Source organism: Mycobacterium sp. shizuoka-1 (assembly GCF_002723835.1).
GTDB lineage: Bacteria > Actinomycetota > Actinomycetes > Mycobacteriales > Mycobacteriaceae > Mycobacterium.
The window spans coordinates 21,105-40,435 of the sequence record NZ_BEWG01000087.1 but is presented as its reverse complement, the minus strand read 5'-3'; the positions used below and the strand labels follow the sequence as shown (position 1 = coordinate 40,435).

The following is a 19,331-nucleotide window of genomic DNA, read 5'->3' as shown; positions in this document are numbered from 1 at the left end:
TCTCCGTCAATCGCCGTGATCGTGCTGGTGGCCTTCTGGTATCAGACCCATATCCGTCACCGGTCGCCCTTCAGGGCTGGGCACCGCGGGAATGGATGACGCCTCGGGCACCGACTCGGCCACGGCGGCAGCCGGTGGAGCGACCGGCTCGGCATGTTGGTGGTGACCGTGCACGACCGGATGGTGTGCCGCCTCAGGACCAGCCTCGGCCTCGGCCGCTCCACCATGGTGGTGGTTCCCCTGGAGACTGGAAGCCAGCCCGACCGTGACCGCGCCCACCATCACGGCGTTGGCGCCCAACAACACCAGTGCCCCGACGCGGCCCGAAACCTCGTGTGCCCGACCACGTCGGCGCAATGACCACATCGCCCCCATGATCACGTAGCACTGAAGCAGTAGGACGCATATTCCGGCGGCCTCGACATCTTCGGGCTGGCCGGCGTTGGGCCCGAACGGCACGCCCGCGGTCCGCGACAGCACCCACAGCGCGACAGCACCTGCATTGCCTGTCACGCCAACTACCAACGCCAGCGTGTTCGGACGCAACCAGACCAGGAATCCCCAGACCAACTGGAACACCGCAATCGAGGCGAAGAACACCCCGGACGGCTTCCAGTCATGCCAGTGCATCGGCACCACGACGAAGTGGATAACCGCTGCACCGATGGAGGTGACTGCTGCGCACCGCGCGGCCAGTCGGCCGTTCCTCGTCCCCATGTCCCTGGTGGCCACGGCATCGACAGTGGCATAGCCGACCGGTCGGCACGAGCAGCGGGTCATAACGGTCCAGTCCCAGATCCGCAACGAGCTGACCAGCTCCTTCCCAGTAAACGATCAGGCTCGGATGGGTCAATAGCCATTGTGACGACGTCGCGAGGAGAGCGAATCGGGCTGGTGCTGCTACTCGGCGGGACCGCCGTGATGTACCTGTGGAACATCACCGTCAACGGGATGGGCAACCAGTTCTATGCCGGCTCCGCACTGGCCGGTTCGAAGAACTGGGAGGCGTTGCTGTTCGGCTCGCTGGATTCGGCCAACTTCATCACCGTCGACAAGCCACCGGTGTCCCAGTGGGTGATGGGCTTGTCGGGCCAGCTGTTCGGGTTCAGCAGCGCCAGCATGCTGATCCCGGAGGCGCTGATGGCGGTGGCCACGGTGGCGCTGCTGTACGCCGCGGTGACCCGCATCTGCGGTCCACGCGCCGGGCTGTTGGCCGGGGCGGCGTTGGCGCTGACCCCGGTTGCGGCCTTGATGTTCCGGTTCAACAACCCCGATGCCGCGATGGTGCTCTTGATGACGGCCTCGGCGTATTGCACAGTGCGCGCGCTCGAGCGGGCCAGCGGTAGGTGGCTGGCCTGGGCGGGCGTCGCGCTGGGGTTCGCCTTCCTGGCCAAGATGCTCGAGGGGTTGATGGTGGTCCCGGCGGTGGGGCTGGTGTACCTGATCGCGGCTCCGACGACGCTGCGACGACGGGTGGTTCAGCTGCTCGGCTCGGTGGCGGCATTCGCGGTGTCCGCGGGGTGGTTCGTCGTGCTCACGCTGGTGTGGCCGACCTCGTCACGGCCCTACATCGCCGGGTCGACGGACAACAGCTTCATGAATCTGGTGCTGGGCTACAACGGCTTTGCCCGGGTTCTCGGGCGCAATCACCTGGACTTCGGGCGGACCGATCCGCTCGGCAATTCGGCGGGCGATCAGCTCCGCCCGGCCCACCTGGGCGGCTTCGGTGGCCAGGCGCAAGGCCTGGGCCGATTGTTCGCCGGCGAATTCGGCTTCGAGATCGGCTGGCTGATCCCGGCGGCTCTGCTGGCGATCGTGCTGGTGCTGCTCGCACGGGGCCGGGCGCCGCGTACGGACCGGGTGCGCGCCGGGGTGCTGCTGTTCGGCGGGTGGCTGCTGATCGACGGGCTGGTGCTCAGCTACATGAAGGGCATGGTGCACCCGTACTACTGCCTGTCACTGGCACCGGCCGTGGCCGGCACGGTCGCGATCGGCGCCCACGAGATGTGGGGTCGGCGCCAGAGTGCCTTCGGCCGTGCGGGACTCACCGCAATGGTCGCGGTGACCGGCGTGTGGAGCTGGTGGGTGCTGGGCCGTAACGACAGCTGGCTTCCCGCCCTTCGGTGGACGATCCTGACCGGCACCGTGTTGGCCGCGGTCGCGCTCGCACTGTCGATCCCGGGACGGCGCCGGATCGCGGTGGTCGCCGCAGCACTCGGCCTGACGGCCGTGCTGGCCGGCCCGACCGCCTACGCGGTGGCAACGATCGGCTCAGCACACCGCGGTGGTGGCCCCACCGTCGGGCCACCGCGTTCCGAGAACAGTCTTGGCGCGAGAGCCTTCGGAGAGACACAGGCCAACCCGAAACTGGATGACGTGTTGCGCACCGCCAAGACGAAGTGGTCAGCCGCCACGATCGGTTCGTCGACGGCAGCCGCGCTTGAATTGAGCACCGGCACCGCGGTCATGGCGATCGGCGGTTTCACCGGTAGCGATCCGGTGCCGAGCCTTGGCCAGTTCAAGGCCGACGTGTCTGCCGGTCAGATTGCCTACTACGTCGTCGAAAAGGACTGGCGGGGAAGGTCGGGCGGCTGGCCCGCCGGCAATCGCAACCACACCGGCATCACCGAATGGGTCAGTTCCACGTTTGCGGTGTCCCATATCGGGGACGCCGACGTGTACGACCTGTCCAAGCCCAAGTGATCAGGCCGCGCTGGCCAGCGCGGCGGCGTCACGGCGCTGCCGGGTCGGCAAGGCGAGCTTGACGATCTTGCGCACCACGGTCGCGAACTGCTTGGGCAGCGGCCCCGAGTTGTAGGGGATGCCGTACCGCTCGCACACCTCGCGGACCTGCGGAGCCATCTCGGCGTAGCGCCGTGCCGGCACATCCGGGAACAGATGGTGCTCGATCTGATGAGACAGGTTGCCGGACAACAGGTGGAACAGCTTGCCGCCGGTCAGGTTGGCCGAGCCGAGGACCTGCCGGAAATACCATTGTCCGCGTGACTCGTCACGGGTCTCTTCGATCGTGAACTCCTGCGTGCCGTCCGGGAAGTGGCCGCAGAAGATGATCATGTACGACCAGACGTTGCGCATCAGGTTGGCAGTCATGTTGCCGCTGAACACGAACGGCGCCATCGGTCCGGCCAGCAGCGGGAAAGCGACGTAGTCCTTGAGTAGCTGGCGGCGGGTCTTGCGCCAGATCTCGCGGAGAATGTCCCGCTTGTCGTCCAGTGAGATCTCACCGGCACGGATGCGATCGGCTTCCAGCTCGTGCAGGGCCACTCCGTACTGGAACAGCACCATCAACAGGAAGGCGTACACCGGGTTGCCCAGGAAGTAGGGCCGCCACGGCTGATCCGGGCTCATCCGCAGGATGCCGTAGCCGATGTCGCGGTCCATGCCCACGATGTTGGTGAACGTGTGGTGGGAGTAGTTGTGCGAGTGGCGCCACTGGTCGGCCGGGCACGCGGTGTCCCACTCGAAGGTGCGCCCGCGCAGGGCCGGATCGCCGGTCCACTCGTACTGCCCGTGCATGACGTTGTGCCCGATCTCCATGTTGTCCAAGATCTTCGAGATCCCGAGCAGTGCGGTGCCGGCCAGCCAGGCCGGCGGGAAGATGCCGGCCATCAGCAGCGCGCGGCCGCCGATCTCCATGGCGCGCTGGGCCTTGATGACCCGGCGGATGTAGTCGACGTCGGTCTGGCCGAGGTCGGCGATCACTCGATCGCGGATGGCGTCGAGTTCCCGGCCGAACTCGTCGGCTTGCTCGCGGGTCAGTGTGATGTGTTGGGTGGTCATGATCGTCCCGTTCTGCTCTAGAGCGCGATCTCGACGTCACCGACGGGCACTGACACGCAGATCTGCACGTCCTCCTCGTCGGCGGTGGAGACCGTTCCGGTGGTCAGGTTGCGCACCGCGCCGCGATGCTTGCGGCGAGTGCAGGTGTGGCAGATGCCCATCCGGCATCCGCTGGTGGGGTTCAGCCCGGCGTCCTCGGCCTGGTCGAGAAGCGGACGCCCGTCGTCTTCGGCGTCGATGCCGCTGTCCCGGAAGCTGATTCGTCCACCCGACGGCGCATCGGGTACCACGAAGGGCGCCGGGACGAAGTTTTCCGAGAGCGCGTGCGGGCAATGATCGCGCACCGCCTCGACCAGTGCCGGCGGCCCGCACACGTAGACGGCGTCGGGATCGGGCATCGCGACGGCGAGGTGCTCGGGTCCGAAGCGGCCGTCCAGCTCGCCGCCCGGCGCGCGGGTGTATCCGTGCAGCACCCGCACGTCCATCGCGGCGAGTTCGGTTCGGTAGCACGCCTCGTCCGGAGTGCGGGCGTAGTGGACGAAGGCGATCTCGCCGTCGAAACCCTCGGTCTGCAGGGTGCGCAGCATCGACATCACCGGGGTGATGCCGCTGCCGCCGGAGACGAACAGGATGCGGCGGGGCCGCTGCTCGGGAAGCACGAAGTCGCCGGCTGGGTCGGACAGATCGACCACCATGCCGGGACGGGCGTTGCGGTAGAGGTGGCCCGACACCAGGCCGCCGTCGTGGGCTCCGATCGTCAATTCGATGAGCGAAGACCCCTCGGCGTTGGCCGGTGAGTAGCAGCGGGTATGGCGGCGGCCGTCGATCTCCACCGTCAGGTTCAGGTGCTGGCCGGCGCGGTGGCCGGTGACTGCCGAATTGGGGTCGAGGAGCAGGGTGACGCTGCGCGGGGTGGAGCGGCGCACATCGACCACTCTGGCCCGGGCATCGGTGGTCCAGGTCGGGTCCACCAGCTCGGTGTAACGGTCGACGCCGTGCGGACCGGTGAGCAGATCGACCAGCGGCGAGCGAAGCACCTTCGTGGTCAACATTTGAGTGAACATGTGTATACCGTGACTGGTGAAACTGCACGTCGTCAAGGAATCGAGCCAGAGTGTGGTAGCGTTCACAACAGTGAACAGTCGTACGCCGAGCTCACGTCGTGAGCGCTCAGGAAAGTCCCGCTCGCGCGAAACCCCGTCGCGGGAGGAACGCAAAGAGGCCACTCGCCGTGCGATCATCGCGGCCGCGCTGAAGCTGCTCGACGAGCGCAGCTTCAGCGGCCTCAGCCTGCGCGAAGTCACCCGCGAGGCCGGAATCGTGCCGGCCGCGTTCTACCGGCATTTCGAGTCGATGGACGCCCTGGGTCTGGTGCTCATCGACGAGTCCTTCCGCACCTTGCGGGAGATGCTGCGCAGCGCCCGCGCCGGCAAGCTGGACCCCAACCGGGTGATCGAATCGACGGTGGAGATCCTGGTCGCCGGGGTGGCCGAGCAGCGTGAGCACTGGCGGTTCATCGGCCGCGAGCGGTCCAGCGGCGTGACGGTGCTGCGTTACGCGATCCGCACCGAGATCCGGCTGATCACCTCCGAGTTGGCGACCGACCTGGCCCGCTTTCCCGGCCTGAACAGTTGGAGCACCGAAGACCTGAACATCTTGGCCAGCCTGTTCGTCAACTCGATGATCATCATCGCCGAGGCCATCGAGGACGCCCACGACGCGGCCGCGCTCGACGAGATCAAGCGCACGGCGGTCAAACAGCTGCGGATGATCACCGTGGGAGTCAACGCCTGGCAGCCCGAGCCCGTGGTCCATGAGGAGGACCTGCCGCCCGCCGACGTACCCGAGCCCTGAGCACCACTCGATATTGCGTGAGATTGAAAACCGGGTACACCGCTCACCATGGCCAAGCCCGCAGTTCTCTTCGACATCGACGGCACCCTCGTCGACTCGAATTACCTCCACGTCCACGCCTGGCAGCAGGCTTTCCATGAGGTCGGTCTGCCGGTCCAGGCCTGGCACATCCACCGCTGTATCGGCATGGACGGGTCCGGCTTGGTCGATGAGCTGTCCGACGGCGCCGACGACGACATCCAGAAACGGCTCAAGGATTTACATACCCGCTACTACGAGGACAGCGCCGATCTGCTGACTGCCTTGCCCGGGGCGCGCGCATTGCTACAGCGGGTGGCCGACCTCGGCCTGCAGGTGGTGCTGGCAACCTCGGCACCGGCGAACGAACTAGCGCTGCTGCGCAAGACCCTCGCGTGCGACGACCTCGTGTCGGCCATCACCTCGTCCGAAGACGTCGAGGAGGCCAAGCCGCGGCCAGACATCGTCAACGTCGCACTGAAGAAGGCCGGGGTGTCAGCGCGGCAGGCGGTATTCATCGGCGACACGGTCTGGGACGTCGAGGCCAGCGCGCGCGCCGGAGTGGCCTGTATCGCCGTGCTGTCCGGCGGACTCTCCCGGGCCGAACTCGAGAATGCCGGAGCAGCAGCGGTTTTCGATGGCACTCGACAGCTGTGCGATCAGCTCGACAGTTCCGCGATCGCGGCGTTGGCAGGTCACCGGTGACGCCGGACGAGTTGGTGGCCCGCTATCGCGAGCCGCCCGACGGGGTGCGGGTCAACATGATCATGTCGCTGGACGGAGCGGCAGCGTTCGGCGGCGTGGCGGGACCGCTCTCAGGCACCACCGACCAGAATCTGCTGCTGGCCCTGCGCGGGTTCGCGGACGTGGTGCTGGTGGGTGCGGGTACGGCGCGCGCCGAGGGCTACGGCCCGGTGCGCCTGACCCCTGAGCAGGCGGCCGAACGACATGAACGCTGGGGCGCCGACGGCGCACCGCCGGTCGCCGTGGTGACCCACACCGGTCACCTGCCCGCGTCGTTGTACGCCGACCCCGCGCGACGCCCCATCGTGGTCACTACCGCCCGGCTGGTCCGTGAGCGCCCGGAGCTGGCCGGCGATGCGCTGATCGCCGGCGACACCGCGGTGGACCTGCGGTCCGCGGTGTGCGCGCTGCAGACCAGGGGTATGCGCCGGATCCTGTGCGAAGGTGGCCCGACCCTGCTCGACGAGCTGGTGGCCTGTGACCTGGTCGACGAGATGTGCCTGACCATCTCGCCGACCCTCGCGGCCACCGCCGCCACCGCCCGCCCCGGCGCACCGGCGCTGACGGTACCGACCCGGATGGCCCTGGGCCACGCCGTGACCGCCGAAAACTACGTCTACCTGCGATATATCCGATCCAGCCCCCAGGAGGCCCCGCATGAGCGGTGACGAGCTGACCAGCCGACGACCCCAGGGCGTCGACGACGACACCGTCGAAGCGGTCGGATCGCTGTCCGAGGCGCTGGAATACGTCGAACGGGCGCGCGGCCACCTCTATTCGTTTCACCAGCTGATGGGGCACGCCGACCTGCTGCTCGGGGAAACGGCCGACAAGCTGCGCGCGGCGGGTCATTCCGGCATGGCCGAGGCGCTGGAGACTGACCTGGTGGGTCGCAACGTCCTCTACGGCCGCTGGACGTTTCAAGTGGTCGAGGAGTTCGACGACACCTACTGGTCGGCCCTGCGTGACCGCGAGCGCCAGGTGCGCGAGGAGCTGATGGGCGGTGCCCGGCACGTGTATGAGGCGGAGATGAAACAGCGGCGCCGAACCGCCGGCCGACCCGGCCACGAAGCAACTCCGGCAGCCGAATTGTCATGACTCTCACAACCGGCTCACGGGTGATTTGACGCCGGCGATTACTGGGTACCCGGCAGAGTCCAGCCCGTCAATCCAAGGAGCCCTACGTGACCAACGCCGCCGCACCCGAGGTATGGCCCGGCAAGGCCTATCCGCTGGGCGCCTCCTACGACGGCTACGGCACCAACTTCGGCGTGTTCTCCGAGGTGGCCGAGCGAGTCGAACTCTGCCTGTTCGATGAGGACGGGAACGAAACCCGCATCGTCCTGCCCGAAGTGGATGGTTTCGTCTGGCACGGGTACGTGCCCGGCGTCGAACCCGGCCAGCGCTATGGCTATCGCATACACGGACCGCACGATCCCGGGCAGGGCCATCGCTGCAACCCCAACAAGCTGCTGCTGGATCCCTACGCCAAGGCGATCGACGGTCACTTCGACTGGGATCAGTCACTGTTCGGCTACAACTTCGGCGACCCCGACAGCCGCAACGACGACGACTCGGCCGCCAGCATGCCGAAATCGGTGGTCATCAACCCGTATTTCGACTGGGGCGTCGATCGTCCTCCGCAACGCGAGTACGCCGACAGCGTCATCTACGAGGCACACGTCAAAGGGTTGACCCAGACCCACCCCGACATCCCCGACGCCATTCGCGGAACCTATTCCGCCATCGCACATCCGGCGATCATCGACCACCTGAAGTCGATCGGTGCCACCGCGATCGAGCTGATGCCGGTGCACCACTTCGCCAACGACTCCACCCTGATCGACAAGGGCCTGTCGAACTATTGGGGCTACAACACCATCGGGTTCTTCGCCCCGGACAGCAAGTACTCAGCCAGCACCACGCCCGGTGGACAGGTGCAGGAATTCAAGGCGATGGTGCGCTCGCTGCACGAAGCCGGCATCGAGGTGATCCTCGACGTGGTCTACAACCACACCGCTGAAGGCAACCACATGGGCCCCACGCTGAGCTTCCGCGGTATCGACAATGCCGCCTACTACCGACTCGTCGACGACGACAAGCAGTACTACATGGACTACACCGGCACGGGCAACAGCCTCAATGTCGGACACCCGCATTCGCTGCAACTGATCATGGATTCACTTCGGTACTGGGTGACCGAGATGCACGTGGACGGTTTCCGCTTCGACCTCGCCTCCACGCTGGCCCGCGAGTTCTACGATGTCGACCGGCTGAGCGCGTTTTTCGAACTGGTTCAACAGGATCCGACGGTCAGTCAGGTAAAGCTGATCGCCGAGCCGTGGGACGTCGGCCCCGGCGGCTACCAGGTGGGCAACTTCCCGCCGCAGTGGACCGAGTGGAACGGCAAGTTCCGCGACACCGTCCGCGACTTCTGGCGAGGTGAAGACGCCACCCTCGGCGAGTTCGCCTACCGGTTGACCGGCTCGGCCGACCTCTACGAGCACACCGCGCGCCGGCCGGTGGCGTCGATCAACTTCGTCACCGCCCACGATGGATTCACGCTGCGGGACCTGGTGTCCTACAACGAGAAACACAACGAGGACAACGGCGAGGACAACAACGACGGCGAGAGCAACAACAAGTCGTGGAACTGCGGCGTCGAGGGCCCCACCGATGATCCGGAGATCAACGCGCTGAGAACCCGCCAGCAGCGCAACCTGATCGCCACCACGATCCTGTCCCAGGGCGTGCCGATGATCTCGCACGGTGACGAACTCGGGCGCACCCAGGGCGGCAACAACAACGGCTACTGCCAGGACAACGAGATCACCTGGATCGACTGGGCCAGCGCGGACACCGCCCTGCTGGAGTTCACCGCGTCGGTGTCGGTGTTGCGGGCCAACCATCCGGCCTTCCGCCGACGGCGGTTCTTCAACGGCAGGCCGGTCCGGCAACGCGGCAGCGAGGGGCTGCCGGACATCACCTGGTTCCGCCCGGACGGCTCGGAGATGAACGACGAGGACTGGGACTCCGGCTTCGGCAAGTCGGTGGCGGTCTATCTCAACGGCCACGGCATCCCGGACCTGGACACCCGCGGCCAGCGGGTGAGCGACGACTCCTTCGTGCTCTGCTTCAACGCCCACCACGAGCCCATCGAGTTCACCCTTCCCCCAGCGGAGTTCGGTAAGGCTTGGCAACCTGTCGTGGACACCGCTGCGGGACCGGGCGAGATCGAGGACGCCGCGGTGGTGAAGGCGGCCGCGCCGGTGCGACTGGAATCGCGCGCCATGCTGGTACTGCGCGCGACCGAGTAGCGCATTGAGCCCCACAAATGGGCTGCATACTGCATAAATGGCGGGCCATGGCCGATCCCCTCCCCTCCGGAGGACCCGCCATGGCCCGCGCCACCCCTGGGCCGATTATCACAATCGGGAACGTGCGATGCGCACTTTTCGCCAACTCGAAGGCAAGTTTCTCTGGGCCCTCAGCAAACGGCCAGGAAGCACCGCCGCCACCGCGGGCCCCGGGTGTCCGATCGGTGTGGATCATCGGCAGTCGAGGGTGAGGCGGCCGAGGTGGGCGAATTCCGCAGTGACGGTGTCCGCGGCCCCGACCGGTACAGCGCCGGTCAGCCCGCCCGAAAACACGATCTGTCCGCGCCGCAGGCCCAGCCCTTCCTGGGTGTGCAGTCGGCGCACCAACCACGCCACGGCAGCCGCCGGGTGTCCCATCACCGCTGCACCGGTCGCGGTGTCGACCAGTTCCCCGTTCTTGGCCAGCACAACTCCCAGCACGGGAAGTTCCAGGTCCTGCGGTGGCCGGCCCGGACCGATGAGAAAGTTTGCGGCCGAGGCATTGTCGGCGGCAAGATCGCCCGGGGAAAAGCGGTAGTCGAGATACCGGGAGTCGATGACCTCGATACCGGCCGCCACTTCGGCGGTGGCCGCGAGTACCTGTGCCCCGGTGATACCAGGGCCGGCAATGTCGTCGCCCATGATGAAGACCAGTTCGGGCTCGACTCGCGGCGCGATCAGCGATCCGACGTTCAGCGCCTGTCCCGGAGCGAGGGCGTCATCCCTGCCGAGGAACCCGTACATCGCTGCGTCGAGGCCCACTTGACGCTGCTTGGCGCGTGAGGTCAGGGCCAGTTTCCAGCCGGCGAGGGCACGGCCGGCGCGGCGGCGGCGCTGAACGTGGTATCCCGCGCCAACGTCGAAGTCTGGCGCGGTGTCGCTGAACGGGGTCACCGCTGTGCGCCGAGCGCGCGCGGTATCGAGCCGGTGCGCGATGTCGTCAAACTCCACAGTGATTCTCCGCGCGGAAGTAGCAGGTCAGCCGCATGCCGGTCAGTTCGGCCGGGGAATGTAGGCGAGTCCATGAGCGCCCGGTTCGCCGCGCTTGGCGATGGCCAGCGAATTGAGGACCTCCCACCGACGCAGGTCGACGATGTCAACCGTGGAGGACGTCACCGCGGCGACATAGCCGAGTCGGCCGTCAGGGGATGCAGTCATGGTGAGCGGAAATCGGCCCGTCAGTTCGACCGTCGCGATGCGCTGGCGAGTGGCGGTGTCGAATGCGTTCAAGCGTCCCGGCAGGTGGCTGCCCAGCGCCGACGGTCCGCCGGGGGTCATCCGAAGCTCGGCAGCCAGCAGTACGCCATCACCGGTCAGGCAGACCGGAAACACCACATGTTCGGTCGCCAGCACGTCGACCACTCGGGCGCTTTCGGTATCGATGACACGGATTCCATTGGTCGGCAAGCTCTGTGATCCGCTTGCCGTGAACGAGCCGTATGGCGCGGCCACGTAGATCTCGCTGCCATCGGGCGAGACGGCGAGGCCTTCACTGCCGGGGACGTCAACCGTGACGAGCTCTTCGGTGGCCAGATCCAGGATCGACACGAAGGGGGCCTCCTTGTTGGTCGCGAACCCCTTCCTCCCGGTGGCGTCGATGACGAACCAGTGGGGACCCGGGGCGCCAGTGCTCATGCGGCCGAGCACTTTTCGCGTCACGGTATCGATCACGACGACCCCGCCGGGCCGATCCGCGTCCCCCTCGACACTGACGTAGAGGCGGTTGCGGGTGCTGTCGAGGGCCAGGCCGTGCGGGGCGTGCTCGGGAGCCAGATCAACCACGTCGACGATGCGACGCTCGTCGGGGTCGATGACGGTCAGCTGGGTGCGTCGGCCCTGGTTGGCGTGATAGTAGCCGGAGTGGTAGGTGTTGGTGCACCACAGCTGCCGATGCGTTGCGTCGAAACACAGTTCGTGGGGTTCGGCCAGCAGGTCGAGCACCCCGAGGGGTCCGTCGGTTGCGGCGTCGAAGAAGGTCACCGTCGGTCCGCTCTGGCTGACGACGGCCAGGACGTCACCATCACGGCCGGCGCGGGGTGAGTCATCGTTCACGGGTGTGCTCCTCTGTGCGAGTTTCTGGGGCTTCGTCAAGCCTTCGCCGCCGACCCATAACAAACAATGCAAGTATTGAGAACTAATAATTGCCTCTGCCGATAAGAATGGTGGGCGATGGATCTCAACCTGCTTCGGGTGCTCGATGTGCTGCTTCAGGAGAGCAGCGTGACGCGCGCCGCCGAACGCCTGGGCACCTCGCCTCCAGCGGTGAGCAGGGCGCTGGCCCAATTGCGCCGACAGGCAGGTGACCCCCTTCTGGTGCGGGCAGGACAGGGGCTGGTGCCCACCCAGCGCGCGGTGGACATGCGCCAGAGGCTCAGCGGCCTCCTCGCTGAAGCTGACGAAATCCTGCGCCCGGGTGCACAATTCGACCCGTCCTCGCTACGCCGGGCGTTCACCGTTCAATCGGCTGACCTGTTCGTGTCGAGTGTGGCCGCACCGCTGCTGCAGCGTTTGAGCCAGCAGGCGCCGGGGGTCGACGTGATCTTCGTGTCGGAAGCGTTGGAAGACACCGGACTCCGGCGGGGAGACGTGGACCTCGAACTCGGCGTCCTGGGCCACCTCGATCCGGAGACCCACCACCGCTCGCTGACCCGAACCGAACTGCTGGGTGTCGCCCGTGCCGGCAATCCGCTGTTCGCTGCCGAGATCAGCGTGGACCGCTTCGCTGCCGCGGAACACATCGGCACCTCCCGACGCGGCAGGGCGCACGGCCCGATCGACACAGCCCTGGCCGCCCACGGGCTACGCCGACGGGTGCGGATCGTCGTGTCCAACCACACCAGCGCCCTGCTGCTTGCCGGTTCCACTGACCTCGTCGCGTTGACCACCGCGCACTGGGCTTCCACCATCGAGAGCCTCGGCATGCGCACCTTCGCCATTCCACTCGACCTGCCGCCGCTCGAGATCGGGATCGCCTGGCATCCCCGAACCGAGGACGACGCGGCTCACCGATGGTTTCGCCAGCACGTCGCCACCACGTTCGAATCGATACTCGCGGCCGGTTCGGACTGACGGCGGCAGTCTCACCGAGATACCCAGGCTAACCAGCCGCGGCGGTCACCTCGGGGCACGCCACATCGGCCACAGCGACGGTCCGCCGTCGGGCAGCACGATCTCCCCGGTCACCTCGAAACCGAACCGCTGGTAGTACGGGATGTTGTCCGGGTTGCTGGATTCCAGATAGGCCGGGGCATATTCGGCGTCGCAGCGGTCCAGCCGGGAGCGCATCAGCGCGTGGCCGAACCCGCCCCCACGCACCATCGGATCGCTGCCGATGACCGCGAGGTACCAGTGCGGTTCCTCGGGATGGTGGGCCTTCATCAAGTCGGTGACCGCGCGGCCCGCGGCGAGCCGACCCCGAAACGCGCGGATCACACCGGGCAGCATGGCCAGCTGCTCACGGGGTGACTGCATCCACCGGCCTGGGGGATCCCACAGTGCGCCGGCGGCCACCCCGTCGTCGGACACCGCGACCTCGGTGCCGCGGCCGGCCAGAAAGTGGTGGCGGGTCAGCGCGCCGAACAGTCCCGGCAGGGCGGCCTGCCGGCGCTCGGCGTCGGGCTGCACCCACGACATGACCGGGTCGTTTTGGAACGCCCGGCCCAGCACCCGTGCCAGCGCAGGGATGTCGGCCTTGCGGGCTGGACGGACGTCGATGACCACCACTGCAGGTTAGTCACCCAAATTAAGGTCGGCCTGTCGCTGCGACCAGTCCCACAGTCGCACCGCCTGCTCGGGGTCCACCGCCCACGGTGCGTACCCGCCGACCACGCCTTCGGCGAACGGGTCGGCGATGCGGCAGTCCTCGAGGTAGAGCCCCCCGCGCCCGTCGAGGTCGGTGCTGGTGGCAGCCCACACCGTGGTCGCCGCGCCGTGGTCGACGTCGGTCACGTCGAGGTTGGCCAGCCGCCCGCTGTAGTCGTCGCGGGTCATGTGTCGGGCCAGCTCGGTGACGACCACGCCCGGATGGACGGCAAACGAATGCACGCCGCGTGGCCCCCAGCGCCGTTCGGCCTCGACGGCGAACAACACGTTGGCGGTCTTGCTCTGGCCGTAGGCCTGCCACTTGTCGTAGCTGGTCTCGTCGTCGTAGTTGGGGTCGTCCCACCGGATGCCGCTGTACAGGTGCCCGCGGCTGCTGAGGTTGACGATGCGGGTGCCGGCCGCGAAGCGCTCGGCCAGTCCGGTGGTGAACACGAAGTGTCCGAGATGGTTGGCGCCGAGCTGAAGTTCGTACCCCTGTGCGGTGCGGGTCAGCGGCGGCGCCATCACGCCGGCGTTGTTGATCAGCACATCGATGCGCTCATGACTGTCGGCGATCGTCTCGGCCGCGGTGGCCGCCGAGCGCAGGTCGCCGAGTTCGAGCGCCACCATCTCGCAGTCGATCGCCGCGCGCGTCTTGTCCAGATCACGCACCGCGGCCACGATCTGCGCTCCGGCCGACTGCATCGCCCGGGCGGTCTGCAACCCCAACCCCGAGGAGGCACCGGTGATGACGACGGTGCGACCGGTCAGGTCGACACCGTCGAGAACCTCGGCGGTGGTCTTGGTCGTGGTCTCTGTCATGCAGGATCTCCCGTCTGGCCGGCGCGGGACCGCCACACCGGTGGCCGGTTCTCCCGCCAGGCGGCCGGCCCTTCGATCGCGTCCGGGCCGCCCATCAGTTTCAGGTGCACCGTAGTCTCCTCGGCGGCCACCTCCTCGGCACCCAGGTCGGTCCACAGCAGTCGCTTGCTGTAGGCCAGCGACGCGGGGTTGGCGTTGACCGCGACGTCGCGGGCCAGGTCCAGGGCTGCGGGCAGGACCTCGCCGGACGGCAGGGCGCGACTGGCGACGCCGAGCGCCGTGGCTTCGGAGCCGGTGAACGTGCGCCCGGTGAGCAGGAGGTCGGCGGCAACAGCCAGGCCGACGGCGCGCTTGAGGGTGTAGTGCACCGCGCAGTCGCCGATCATGCCGCGGCGCACCTGAGGGATGGCCAGTTTGGCGTCGGCGGCCACCAGCCGGATGTCACATTGCAGAGCCAGGGTGAGCCCGATCCCGATGGCGGGTCCGTTGACGGCGGCGACCACCAATTTGCGGACCCGCCAGGCCGGTGGCTGCACCGGTGAGGCGCTGAATCCATCGGCAGGACTGTCGAACGCCCCGGCCTGAGCCGACATGTCCGCCCCCGCACAGAACGCCCGGCCCGCTCCGGTGAGCACGACGGCCCGCACGGCGTCGTCGGCGTCGCAGCGGCGGTACGCCGCGCCCAGCTCACTGGCGGTACCTGGGGAGAACGCGTTGAGGCGTTCGGGGCCGTCGAGCGTGATCAGCGCGACGCCAGAGGAGTCGACCTCCAGGCGAACAGTTGTCGTCACACCGCGATCCTTTCTGCTCACCCGATCACTGTCGTGACACCAAGCGCCAGTACGCACAGGACCACCACGATGGTCGTCACGCTGTAGCCGACCAGTCCGGTGCGGCCGATCGCGAACCGGCCCATCAGGTCACGGTCGCGGCCGAGGCCGATCATCGCGAACATCAGCGGCACCAGCAGGACCGCATTGAGCACCTGGGTACCGACCAGGATCGGCACCAGCGGCGCATTGGGTGCGAGCACAACGACAGCCCCGATCATGGTGACGATCCCGTAGGTCAGGTAGAACACCCGGGCATCCCGGTACGGATCGTCGATGGCGGCTTCCACTCCGGCGTATTCGCAGACCGAGTAGGCCGTCGACAACGGCAGGATCGACGCGGCCAGAAAGGCAGCGCCGATCAAACCGATTCCGAAGAGCTTGGCCGCCGCCTCACCCGCCAGTGGCTGCAGCGCGATCGCCGCGTCGGCTGCATCGGCGATGCTGCGCCCGTCGCGGTGCAGTGTGGCCGCACAGGCCACCACGACGAAGAACCCGATGACCCCGGTCAGCACGGCTCCGGTGATGACGTCCACCCGCTCCAGCGGCAAGTCCTCGGTGCGCAACTTCTTGTCGACGGCGTAGGACTGCATGAACGACAGCCCCCACGGGGCCAGCGTCGTGCCCAGGGTGGCGGTGACGATCGCGATCGCGGAGCCGGTCATCGGCATGGTCGGCACGAAGGTGCCGTGCAGCGCCGCGCCCCAGTCCGGTTTGGCGAGGAATCCCGAGGCGATGTAGGCCAGGAACACCGTGGACAGCACCAGGAGCAACCGCTCGACGCGATGGAAGCTGCCGCGCAGAACCAACAGCGACACCGCCATCGCGGCGACCGGCACGCTGATGTAGCGGCTGACCCCGAACAGCTCGAATCCCGCTGCGATGCCGGCGAATTCGGCGCAGGTCGTGCCGATGTTGGCCACCACCAGCGCGGCCAGCACGGCAGCGCCCACCGACACCCCGTAGCGCTGGCGGACCAACCCGATCAAGCCCTGACCGGTGACCACCCCCATCCGTGCTGCCAGGCTGTGGAACACGATGAGCGCCACGGTGGACAGCAGCAACACCCACAACAACTGGTAGCCGTGGTCGGCGCCGAGCACCGAGTAGGTGGTGATGCCGGCCGGATCGTCGTCGGACAGCCCGGCGAGCAGCCCGGGGCCCAAGACGGCCAGCAGGGCGCCGAACTTCGTGGCGGTGCGCCGGGGAGCGGTCACGACGACGGTCCTGTGTTGTGGCGCCGCCGGGGCCACACGCGTGACCGTAGGAAGCGGCGCCCGAGCAGGGCCGGCGCCTGCTCGAGCCGGTTGCGCCAGCGGCTGGCGTGCTCTTCGGGCATCGCGGCGACGATCCGGGCCGCCTCGGAGCCGGGCATGGCACGCAGCATGCGTTCGCCGACCGCCGGGTGTGCGGCGCGGACGACGTCGGCGGCAACGCCCGGCCCGCGCACGGCCAGCACCTCGGTGGCCGACTCGGTGTCGAGACGGCTGACCAGTGCGGCCAGCGCGCGTGCGTCGAGGTGGTGCACAGCGGCGCGCGGGCTGGAGAGCTGCACGGCGTGACCGCGTTCGGAGGTCAGGTGTACGTCGGACCAGGCGATGACGTCTCTGCCCCACCGTGGGGCGAACCTGCCCAGTGAAAGCCGGCGCAGCACGGCGCCGAACCCGACCTCCACCCCCACCAGCTCGATGTCACCGACCCGGGTGCGGGCCAGCACCACGTCGGCGACGCGGGCCAGCCGCTGGCCGACCACGTCGATCACCTGGGTGTCCAGCACGTCTCGGCCCAGCAGGATCTCGTGCTCGGACAGCGCCACCGGCGCGTGCTCGGCGGTGATGGCGGCGAGCACGATCTGATTGCGCTCGAATCTGGCCACCGGCCCCCACGGCACCAGCAGCGGGCCGCCGTGCCGGCGAGTGACGAGCACCCGCTCGACCCGGTGTTGCCCCGACTGCTGCGCGAGGCTGACGGTGAGATCGGTCAACCGGCCGACCACCTGCCCGTCGGGTCCCCGCACGTCTTGACCGGTGACCCGGCTGAGCAACAGCACGGTGGAAGCATGCCTGATCACCGGAGGCGATGGCCGGGAGTCGTTGATTAATGCAGATGCATGAAGTTATGATCGCGGCGCCTTAACGCCGCCGACCCGAGGACGACACCATGTGGGACTTCGAAACCGACCCCGAATACCAGAAGAAACTCGACTGGGTCGAAGAGTTCATGCGCGACGAGCTCGAACCATTGGACTTCGCACCGCTGGACCCCTATGAGAAGACCAACCCCGAGGTGCTGCGAGTGCTGCGTCCGCTTCAGCAGCAGGTCCGCGACCAAGGGCTGTGGGCGGCACATCTCGGCCCCGAACTCGGCGGCCAGGGCTACGGGCAGGTGAAGCTGGCCCTGCTGAACGAGATCGTGGGTCGGTCCCGTTGGGCGCCCTCGGTTTTCGGATCCCAAGCGCCCGATTCGGGCAATGCCGAGATTCTGGCGATGTTCGGCACCGAGGAGCAGAAGCAGCGCTACCTGCAACCACTGCTGGACGGCGAGATCTCCTCGTGTTACTCGATGACCGAACCGCACGGTGGGTCGGACCCCGGGTTGTTCACCACCCACGCCGAGCGCGACGGCGATGAGTGGGTGATCAACGGCGAGAAATGGTTCTCCTCCAACGCACGCAACGCGTCGTTCTTCATCGTCATGGTGGTGACGAACCCGGAAGCCCGTACGCACCAGAAGATGTCGCTGTTCATCGTGCCGGCCGAGACACCCGGCATCGAGATCGTCCGCAACGTCGGTGTCGGTGGCGAGTCCGATGATCGCGCCGGGCACGGTTACATCCGCTACAACGACGTACGGGTACCCGCCGACCACGTGCTCGGAGGTGAGGGCCAGGCGTTCGCAATTGCCCAGACCCGCCTCGGCGGCGGGCGGGTTCACCATGCGATGCGGACAATCGCACTGGCCCGCAAGGCTTTCGACATGACGTGCGAACGGGCGGTGTCCCGCCAGACCCGCCGCGGGCCGCTGGGCGACTACCAGATGACCCAGGAGAAGATCGCCGACAGCTGGATCCAGATCGAGCAGTTCCGGCTCCTGGTCTTGCGCACCGCGTGGAAGATCGACAAGTACCACGACTATCAGCGGGTGCGCCGCGATATCGCCGCGGTCAAGGTGACCATGCCGCAGGTCCTGCACGATGTCGTCCAACGGGCCATGCATCTGCATGGCGCACTGGGGGTTTCCGACGAGATGCCGTTCGTGAAGATGATGGTGGCCGCCGAGTCGCTGGCTATCGCCGACGGCCCGACCGAGGTGCACAAACTGACCGTGGCCCGGCGCACCCTCAAGGAATACGAGCCCGTCGACACCCTCTTCCCGTCCCAGCACATCCCCACCCGGCGCGCGGCCGCCCAGGCGAAGCTGGCCGAACTGCTCGAACACGAGGTCGCCGAGCTCTGATGGCCGCCGACACCTCGGCGAACCTGGTGGCCACTGCCGAGCGGTTGTTCGCCGAGCGGGGGGTCGACGCCGTCAGCCTGCGCGAGATCGCCCGCGAGGCAGGCGCGCGCAACGTGATGGCGGTCCAGTACCACTTCACCGACCGGGCCGGAATGCTGGCCGCGGTCGCCGCCAAGCACCTGCCACTCGTCGACGCCCGCCGCGACGCCCTCCTGGACGCCATCGAGGCCGAGGCCACGCCCTCCATGCGGTCGATGGCCTCGGCCCTGGTCCGCCCGTTGGCTGCCAAGCTCGCCGACACCGACGGCGGTCCGGCGTTTTTGAGGATCCACGCCGACCTGTTGAACCGGGCGGTCCCCGCGTTCGATTTCACCGGGCATTCGGCCAGCCTGCAGCGCTGGCGCCGGATGCTGGAACCGATGTTCGATCCGGTGGCTGTCACGCTGCACCCGCGGTTCGGCGCGCTGGTGTACGCGGCGATCGAGCTCGGTCGCCGCGCGGCAACCGCCCCGCACGCGGACGACCGGTTGTTCACCAGCCATCTCGTCGACTCCGTCGCCGCACTGCTGGCCGCGCCGCTGTCGGACGAGACCCGCACGCTGGCACGGGAACGGCAAGCGCGACGGTCCCGGACTATCCGATCTTGACC

The 19,331-nt window shown here is 67.6% G+C and carries 19 protein-coding genes; 9 read left to right on the top strand and 10 right to left on the bottom strand.

Features of this window, described 5'->3' with window-relative positions; translation table 11 throughout:
- Nucleotides 1-6: 6 nt before the first annotated feature.
- Nucleotides 7-732 carry a hypothetical protein gene (locus tag MSZK_RS23325; protein ID WP_199203452.1) on the bottom strand — a complete coding sequence of 242 codons (726 nt, stop codon included), beginning with the start codon at nucleotides 730-732 and terminating at the stop codon, nucleotides 7-9.
- A gap of 189 nt (nucleotides 733-921) precedes the next feature.
- On the opposite strand from MSZK_RS23325, the gene MSZK_RS23320 reads away from it, so the two are divergent.
- Nucleotides 922-2,703 carry a glycosyltransferase family 39 protein gene (locus tag MSZK_RS23320; protein ID WP_099250956.1) on the top strand — a complete coding sequence of 594 codons (1,782 nt, stop codon included), beginning with the start codon at nucleotides 922-924 and terminating at the stop codon, nucleotides 2,701-2,703.
- Here the strand turns inward: MSZK_RS23320 and MSZK_RS23315 are convergent, their stop codons facing one another.
- Both MSZK_RS23315 and MSZK_RS23310 read right to left on the bottom strand, forming a co-directional pair.
- Nucleotides 2,704-3,801: an acyl-CoA desaturase gene (locus MSZK_RS23315; protein WP_099250915.1), complete on the bottom strand. Its 1,098-nt coding sequence runs from the start codon at nucleotides 3,799-3,801 to the stop codon at nucleotides 2,704-2,706.
- Between the two features lie 17 nt (nucleotides 3,802-3,818).
- On the bottom strand, nucleotides 3,819-4,865 hold the full coding sequence (locus MSZK_RS23310) for a ferredoxin reductase (RefSeq protein WP_199203451.1): 1,047 nt from the start codon (nucleotides 4,863-4,865) through the stop codon (nucleotides 3,819-3,821).
- A 70-nt stretch (nucleotides 4,866-4,935) separates the two neighbouring features.
- On the opposite strand from MSZK_RS23310, the gene MSZK_RS23305 reads away from it, so the two are divergent.
- The 5 genes from MSZK_RS23305 to glgX all read left to right on the top strand — a co-directional run bounded on the left by MSZK_RS23305 (nucleotide 4,936) and on the right by glgX (nucleotide 9,734).
- On the top strand, nucleotides 4,936-5,655 hold the full coding sequence (locus tag MSZK_RS23305; protein WP_099250954.1) for a TetR family transcriptional regulator: 720 nt from the start codon (nucleotides 4,936-4,938) through the stop codon (nucleotides 5,653-5,655).
- 48 nt (nucleotides 5,656-5,703) lie between these two features.
- Nucleotides 5,704-6,378 carry an HAD family hydrolase gene (locus MSZK_RS23300; RefSeq protein WP_099250914.1) on the top strand — a complete coding sequence of 225 codons (675 nt, stop codon included), beginning with the start codon at nucleotides 5,704-5,706 and terminating at the stop codon, nucleotides 6,376-6,378.
- Nucleotides 6,379-6,434: 56 nt separating this feature from the next.
- Nucleotides 6,435-7,085, top strand: coding sequence for a pyrimidine reductase family protein (locus tag MSZK_RS23295; protein ID WP_233211478.1), 651 nt, complete (start codon nucleotides 6,435-6,437; stop codon nucleotides 7,083-7,085).
- On the top strand, nucleotides 7,075-7,515 hold the full coding sequence (locus tag MSZK_RS23290; protein ID WP_099250912.1) for a hypothetical protein: 441 nt from the start codon (nucleotides 7,075-7,077) through the stop codon (nucleotides 7,513-7,515). The genes MSZK_RS23295 and MSZK_RS23290 overlap by 11 nt, the downstream gene beginning before the upstream one ends.
- Before the next feature lie 86 nt (nucleotides 7,516-7,601).
- Nucleotides 7,602-9,734: a glycogen debranching protein GlgX gene (gene glgX, locus MSZK_RS23285; protein ID WP_099250911.1), complete on the top strand. Its 2,133-nt coding sequence runs from the start codon at nucleotides 7,602-7,604 to the stop codon at nucleotides 9,732-9,734.
- A gap of 231 nt (nucleotides 9,735-9,965) precedes the next feature.
- Here the strand turns inward: glgX and MSZK_RS23280 are convergent, their stop codons facing one another.
- Both MSZK_RS23280 and MSZK_RS23275 read right to left on the bottom strand, forming a co-directional pair.
- The gene (locus MSZK_RS23280) at nucleotides 9,966-10,724 is read right to left on the bottom strand and encodes a 2-keto-4-pentenoate hydratase (protein WP_099250910.1); all 759 of its coding nucleotides are present in this window, start codon (nucleotides 10,722-10,724) and stop codon (nucleotides 9,966-9,968) included.
- A gap of 42 nt (nucleotides 10,725-10,766) precedes the next feature.
- The gene (locus tag MSZK_RS23275) at nucleotides 10,767-11,825 is read right to left on the bottom strand and encodes a surface layer protein (RefSeq protein WP_099250909.1); all 1,059 of its coding nucleotides are present in this window, start codon (nucleotides 11,823-11,825) and stop codon (nucleotides 10,767-10,769) included.
- A gap of 117 nt (nucleotides 11,826-11,942) precedes the next feature.
- Between MSZK_RS23275 and MSZK_RS23270 the strand changes: the two genes are divergently transcribed.
- Nucleotides 11,943-12,842 (top strand): LysR family transcriptional regulator, encoded by a 900-nt coding sequence (locus MSZK_RS23270; protein ID WP_099250908.1) that lies wholly within the window; start codon nucleotides 11,943-11,945, stop codon nucleotides 12,840-12,842.
- A 45-nt stretch (nucleotides 12,843-12,887) separates the two neighbouring features.
- Here MSZK_RS23270 and MSZK_RS23265 read toward each other — a convergent pair whose 3' ends face one another.
- Genes MSZK_RS23265 through MSZK_RS23245 form a run of 5 tightly spaced genes read right to left on the bottom strand, consistent with a single transcriptional unit; the run spans nucleotide 12,888 to nucleotide 17,276 of the window.
- On the bottom strand, nucleotides 12,888-13,493 hold the full coding sequence (locus MSZK_RS23265; RefSeq protein ID WP_199203450.1) for a GNAT family N-acetyltransferase: 606 nt from the start codon (nucleotides 13,491-13,493) through the stop codon (nucleotides 12,888-12,890).
- A gap of 9 nt (nucleotides 13,494-13,502) precedes the next feature.
- A complete protein-coding gene (locus MSZK_RS23260) occupies nucleotides 13,503-14,396 on the bottom strand; it encodes an SDR family NAD(P)-dependent oxidoreductase (protein WP_099250906.1) in 894 nt (297 codons plus the stop codon).
- Entirely contained in the window at nucleotides 14,393-15,187 is a 795-nt protein-coding gene (locus tag MSZK_RS23255) for an enoyl-CoA hydratase-related protein (RefSeq protein WP_099250905.1), read from the bottom strand. The genes MSZK_RS23260 and MSZK_RS23255 overlap by 4 nt, the downstream gene beginning before the upstream one ends.
- A 17-nt stretch (nucleotides 15,188-15,204) precedes the next feature.
- Complete coding sequence (locus MSZK_RS23250; RefSeq protein ID WP_099250904.1) at nucleotides 15,205-16,443, bottom strand: NRAMP family divalent metal transporter; 1,239 nt, start codon at nucleotides 16,441-16,443, stop codon at nucleotides 15,205-15,207.
- A complete protein-coding gene (locus MSZK_RS23245) occupies nucleotides 16,440-17,276 on the bottom strand; it encodes a magnesium transporter MgtE N-terminal domain-containing protein (RefSeq protein WP_099250953.1) in 837 nt (278 codons plus the stop codon). The genes MSZK_RS23250 and MSZK_RS23245 overlap by 4 nt, the downstream gene beginning before the upstream one ends.
- 110 nt (nucleotides 17,277-17,386) lie before the next feature.
- Between MSZK_RS23245 and MSZK_RS23240 the strand changes: the two genes are divergently transcribed.
- Nucleotides 17,387-18,682 carry an acyl-CoA dehydrogenase family protein gene (locus tag MSZK_RS23240; RefSeq protein WP_099250903.1) on the top strand — a complete coding sequence of 432 codons (1,296 nt, stop codon included), beginning with the start codon at nucleotides 17,387-17,389 and terminating at the stop codon, nucleotides 18,680-18,682.
- On the top strand, nucleotides 18,682-19,329 hold the full coding sequence (locus MSZK_RS23235) for a helix-turn-helix domain-containing protein (RefSeq protein ID WP_099250902.1): 648 nt from the start codon (nucleotides 18,682-18,684) through the stop codon (nucleotides 19,327-19,329). The genes MSZK_RS23240 and MSZK_RS23235 overlap by 1 nt, the downstream gene beginning before the upstream one ends.
- The last annotated feature ends 2 nt before the right edge of the window (nucleotides 19,330-19,331 follow it).

Coding starts and splice junctions, on each gene's coding strand:
- MSZK_RS23235 (WP_099250902.1), top strand. CDS start 18,682: ATGGCCGCCGACACCTCGGCGAACCTGGTGGCCACTGCCGAGCGGTTG.
- MSZK_RS23295 (WP_233211478.1), top strand. CDS start 6,435: ATGATCATGTCGCTGGACGGAGCGGCAGCGTTCGGCGGCGTGGCGGGA.
- MSZK_RS23260 (WP_099250906.1), bottom strand. CDS start 14,396: ATGACAGAGACCACGACCAAGACCACCGCCGAGGTTCTCGACGGTGTC.
- MSZK_RS23270 (WP_099250908.1), top strand. CDS start 11,943: ATGGATCTCAACCTGCTTCGGGTGCTCGATGTGCTGCTTCAGGAGAGC.
- MSZK_RS23320 (WP_099250956.1), top strand. CDS start 922: ATGTACCTGTGGAACATCACCGTCAACGGGATGGGCAACCAGTTCTAT.
- MSZK_RS23240 (WP_099250903.1), top strand. CDS start 17,387: ATGTGGGACTTCGAAACCGACCCCGAATACCAGAAGAAACTCGACTGG.
- MSZK_RS23300 (WP_099250914.1), top strand. CDS start 5,704: ATGGCCAAGCCCGCAGTTCTCTTCGACATCGACGGCACCCTCGTCGAC.
- MSZK_RS23310 (WP_199203451.1), bottom strand. CDS start 4,865: ATGTTCACTCAAATGTTGACCACGAAGGTGCTTCGCTCGCCGCTGGTC.
- MSZK_RS23290 (WP_099250912.1), top strand. CDS start 7,075: ATGAGCGGTGACGAGCTGACCAGCCGACGACCCCAGGGCGTCGACGAC.
- MSZK_RS23315 (WP_099250915.1), bottom strand. CDS start 3,801: ATGACCACCCAACACATCACACTGACCCGCGAGCAAGCCGACGAGTTC.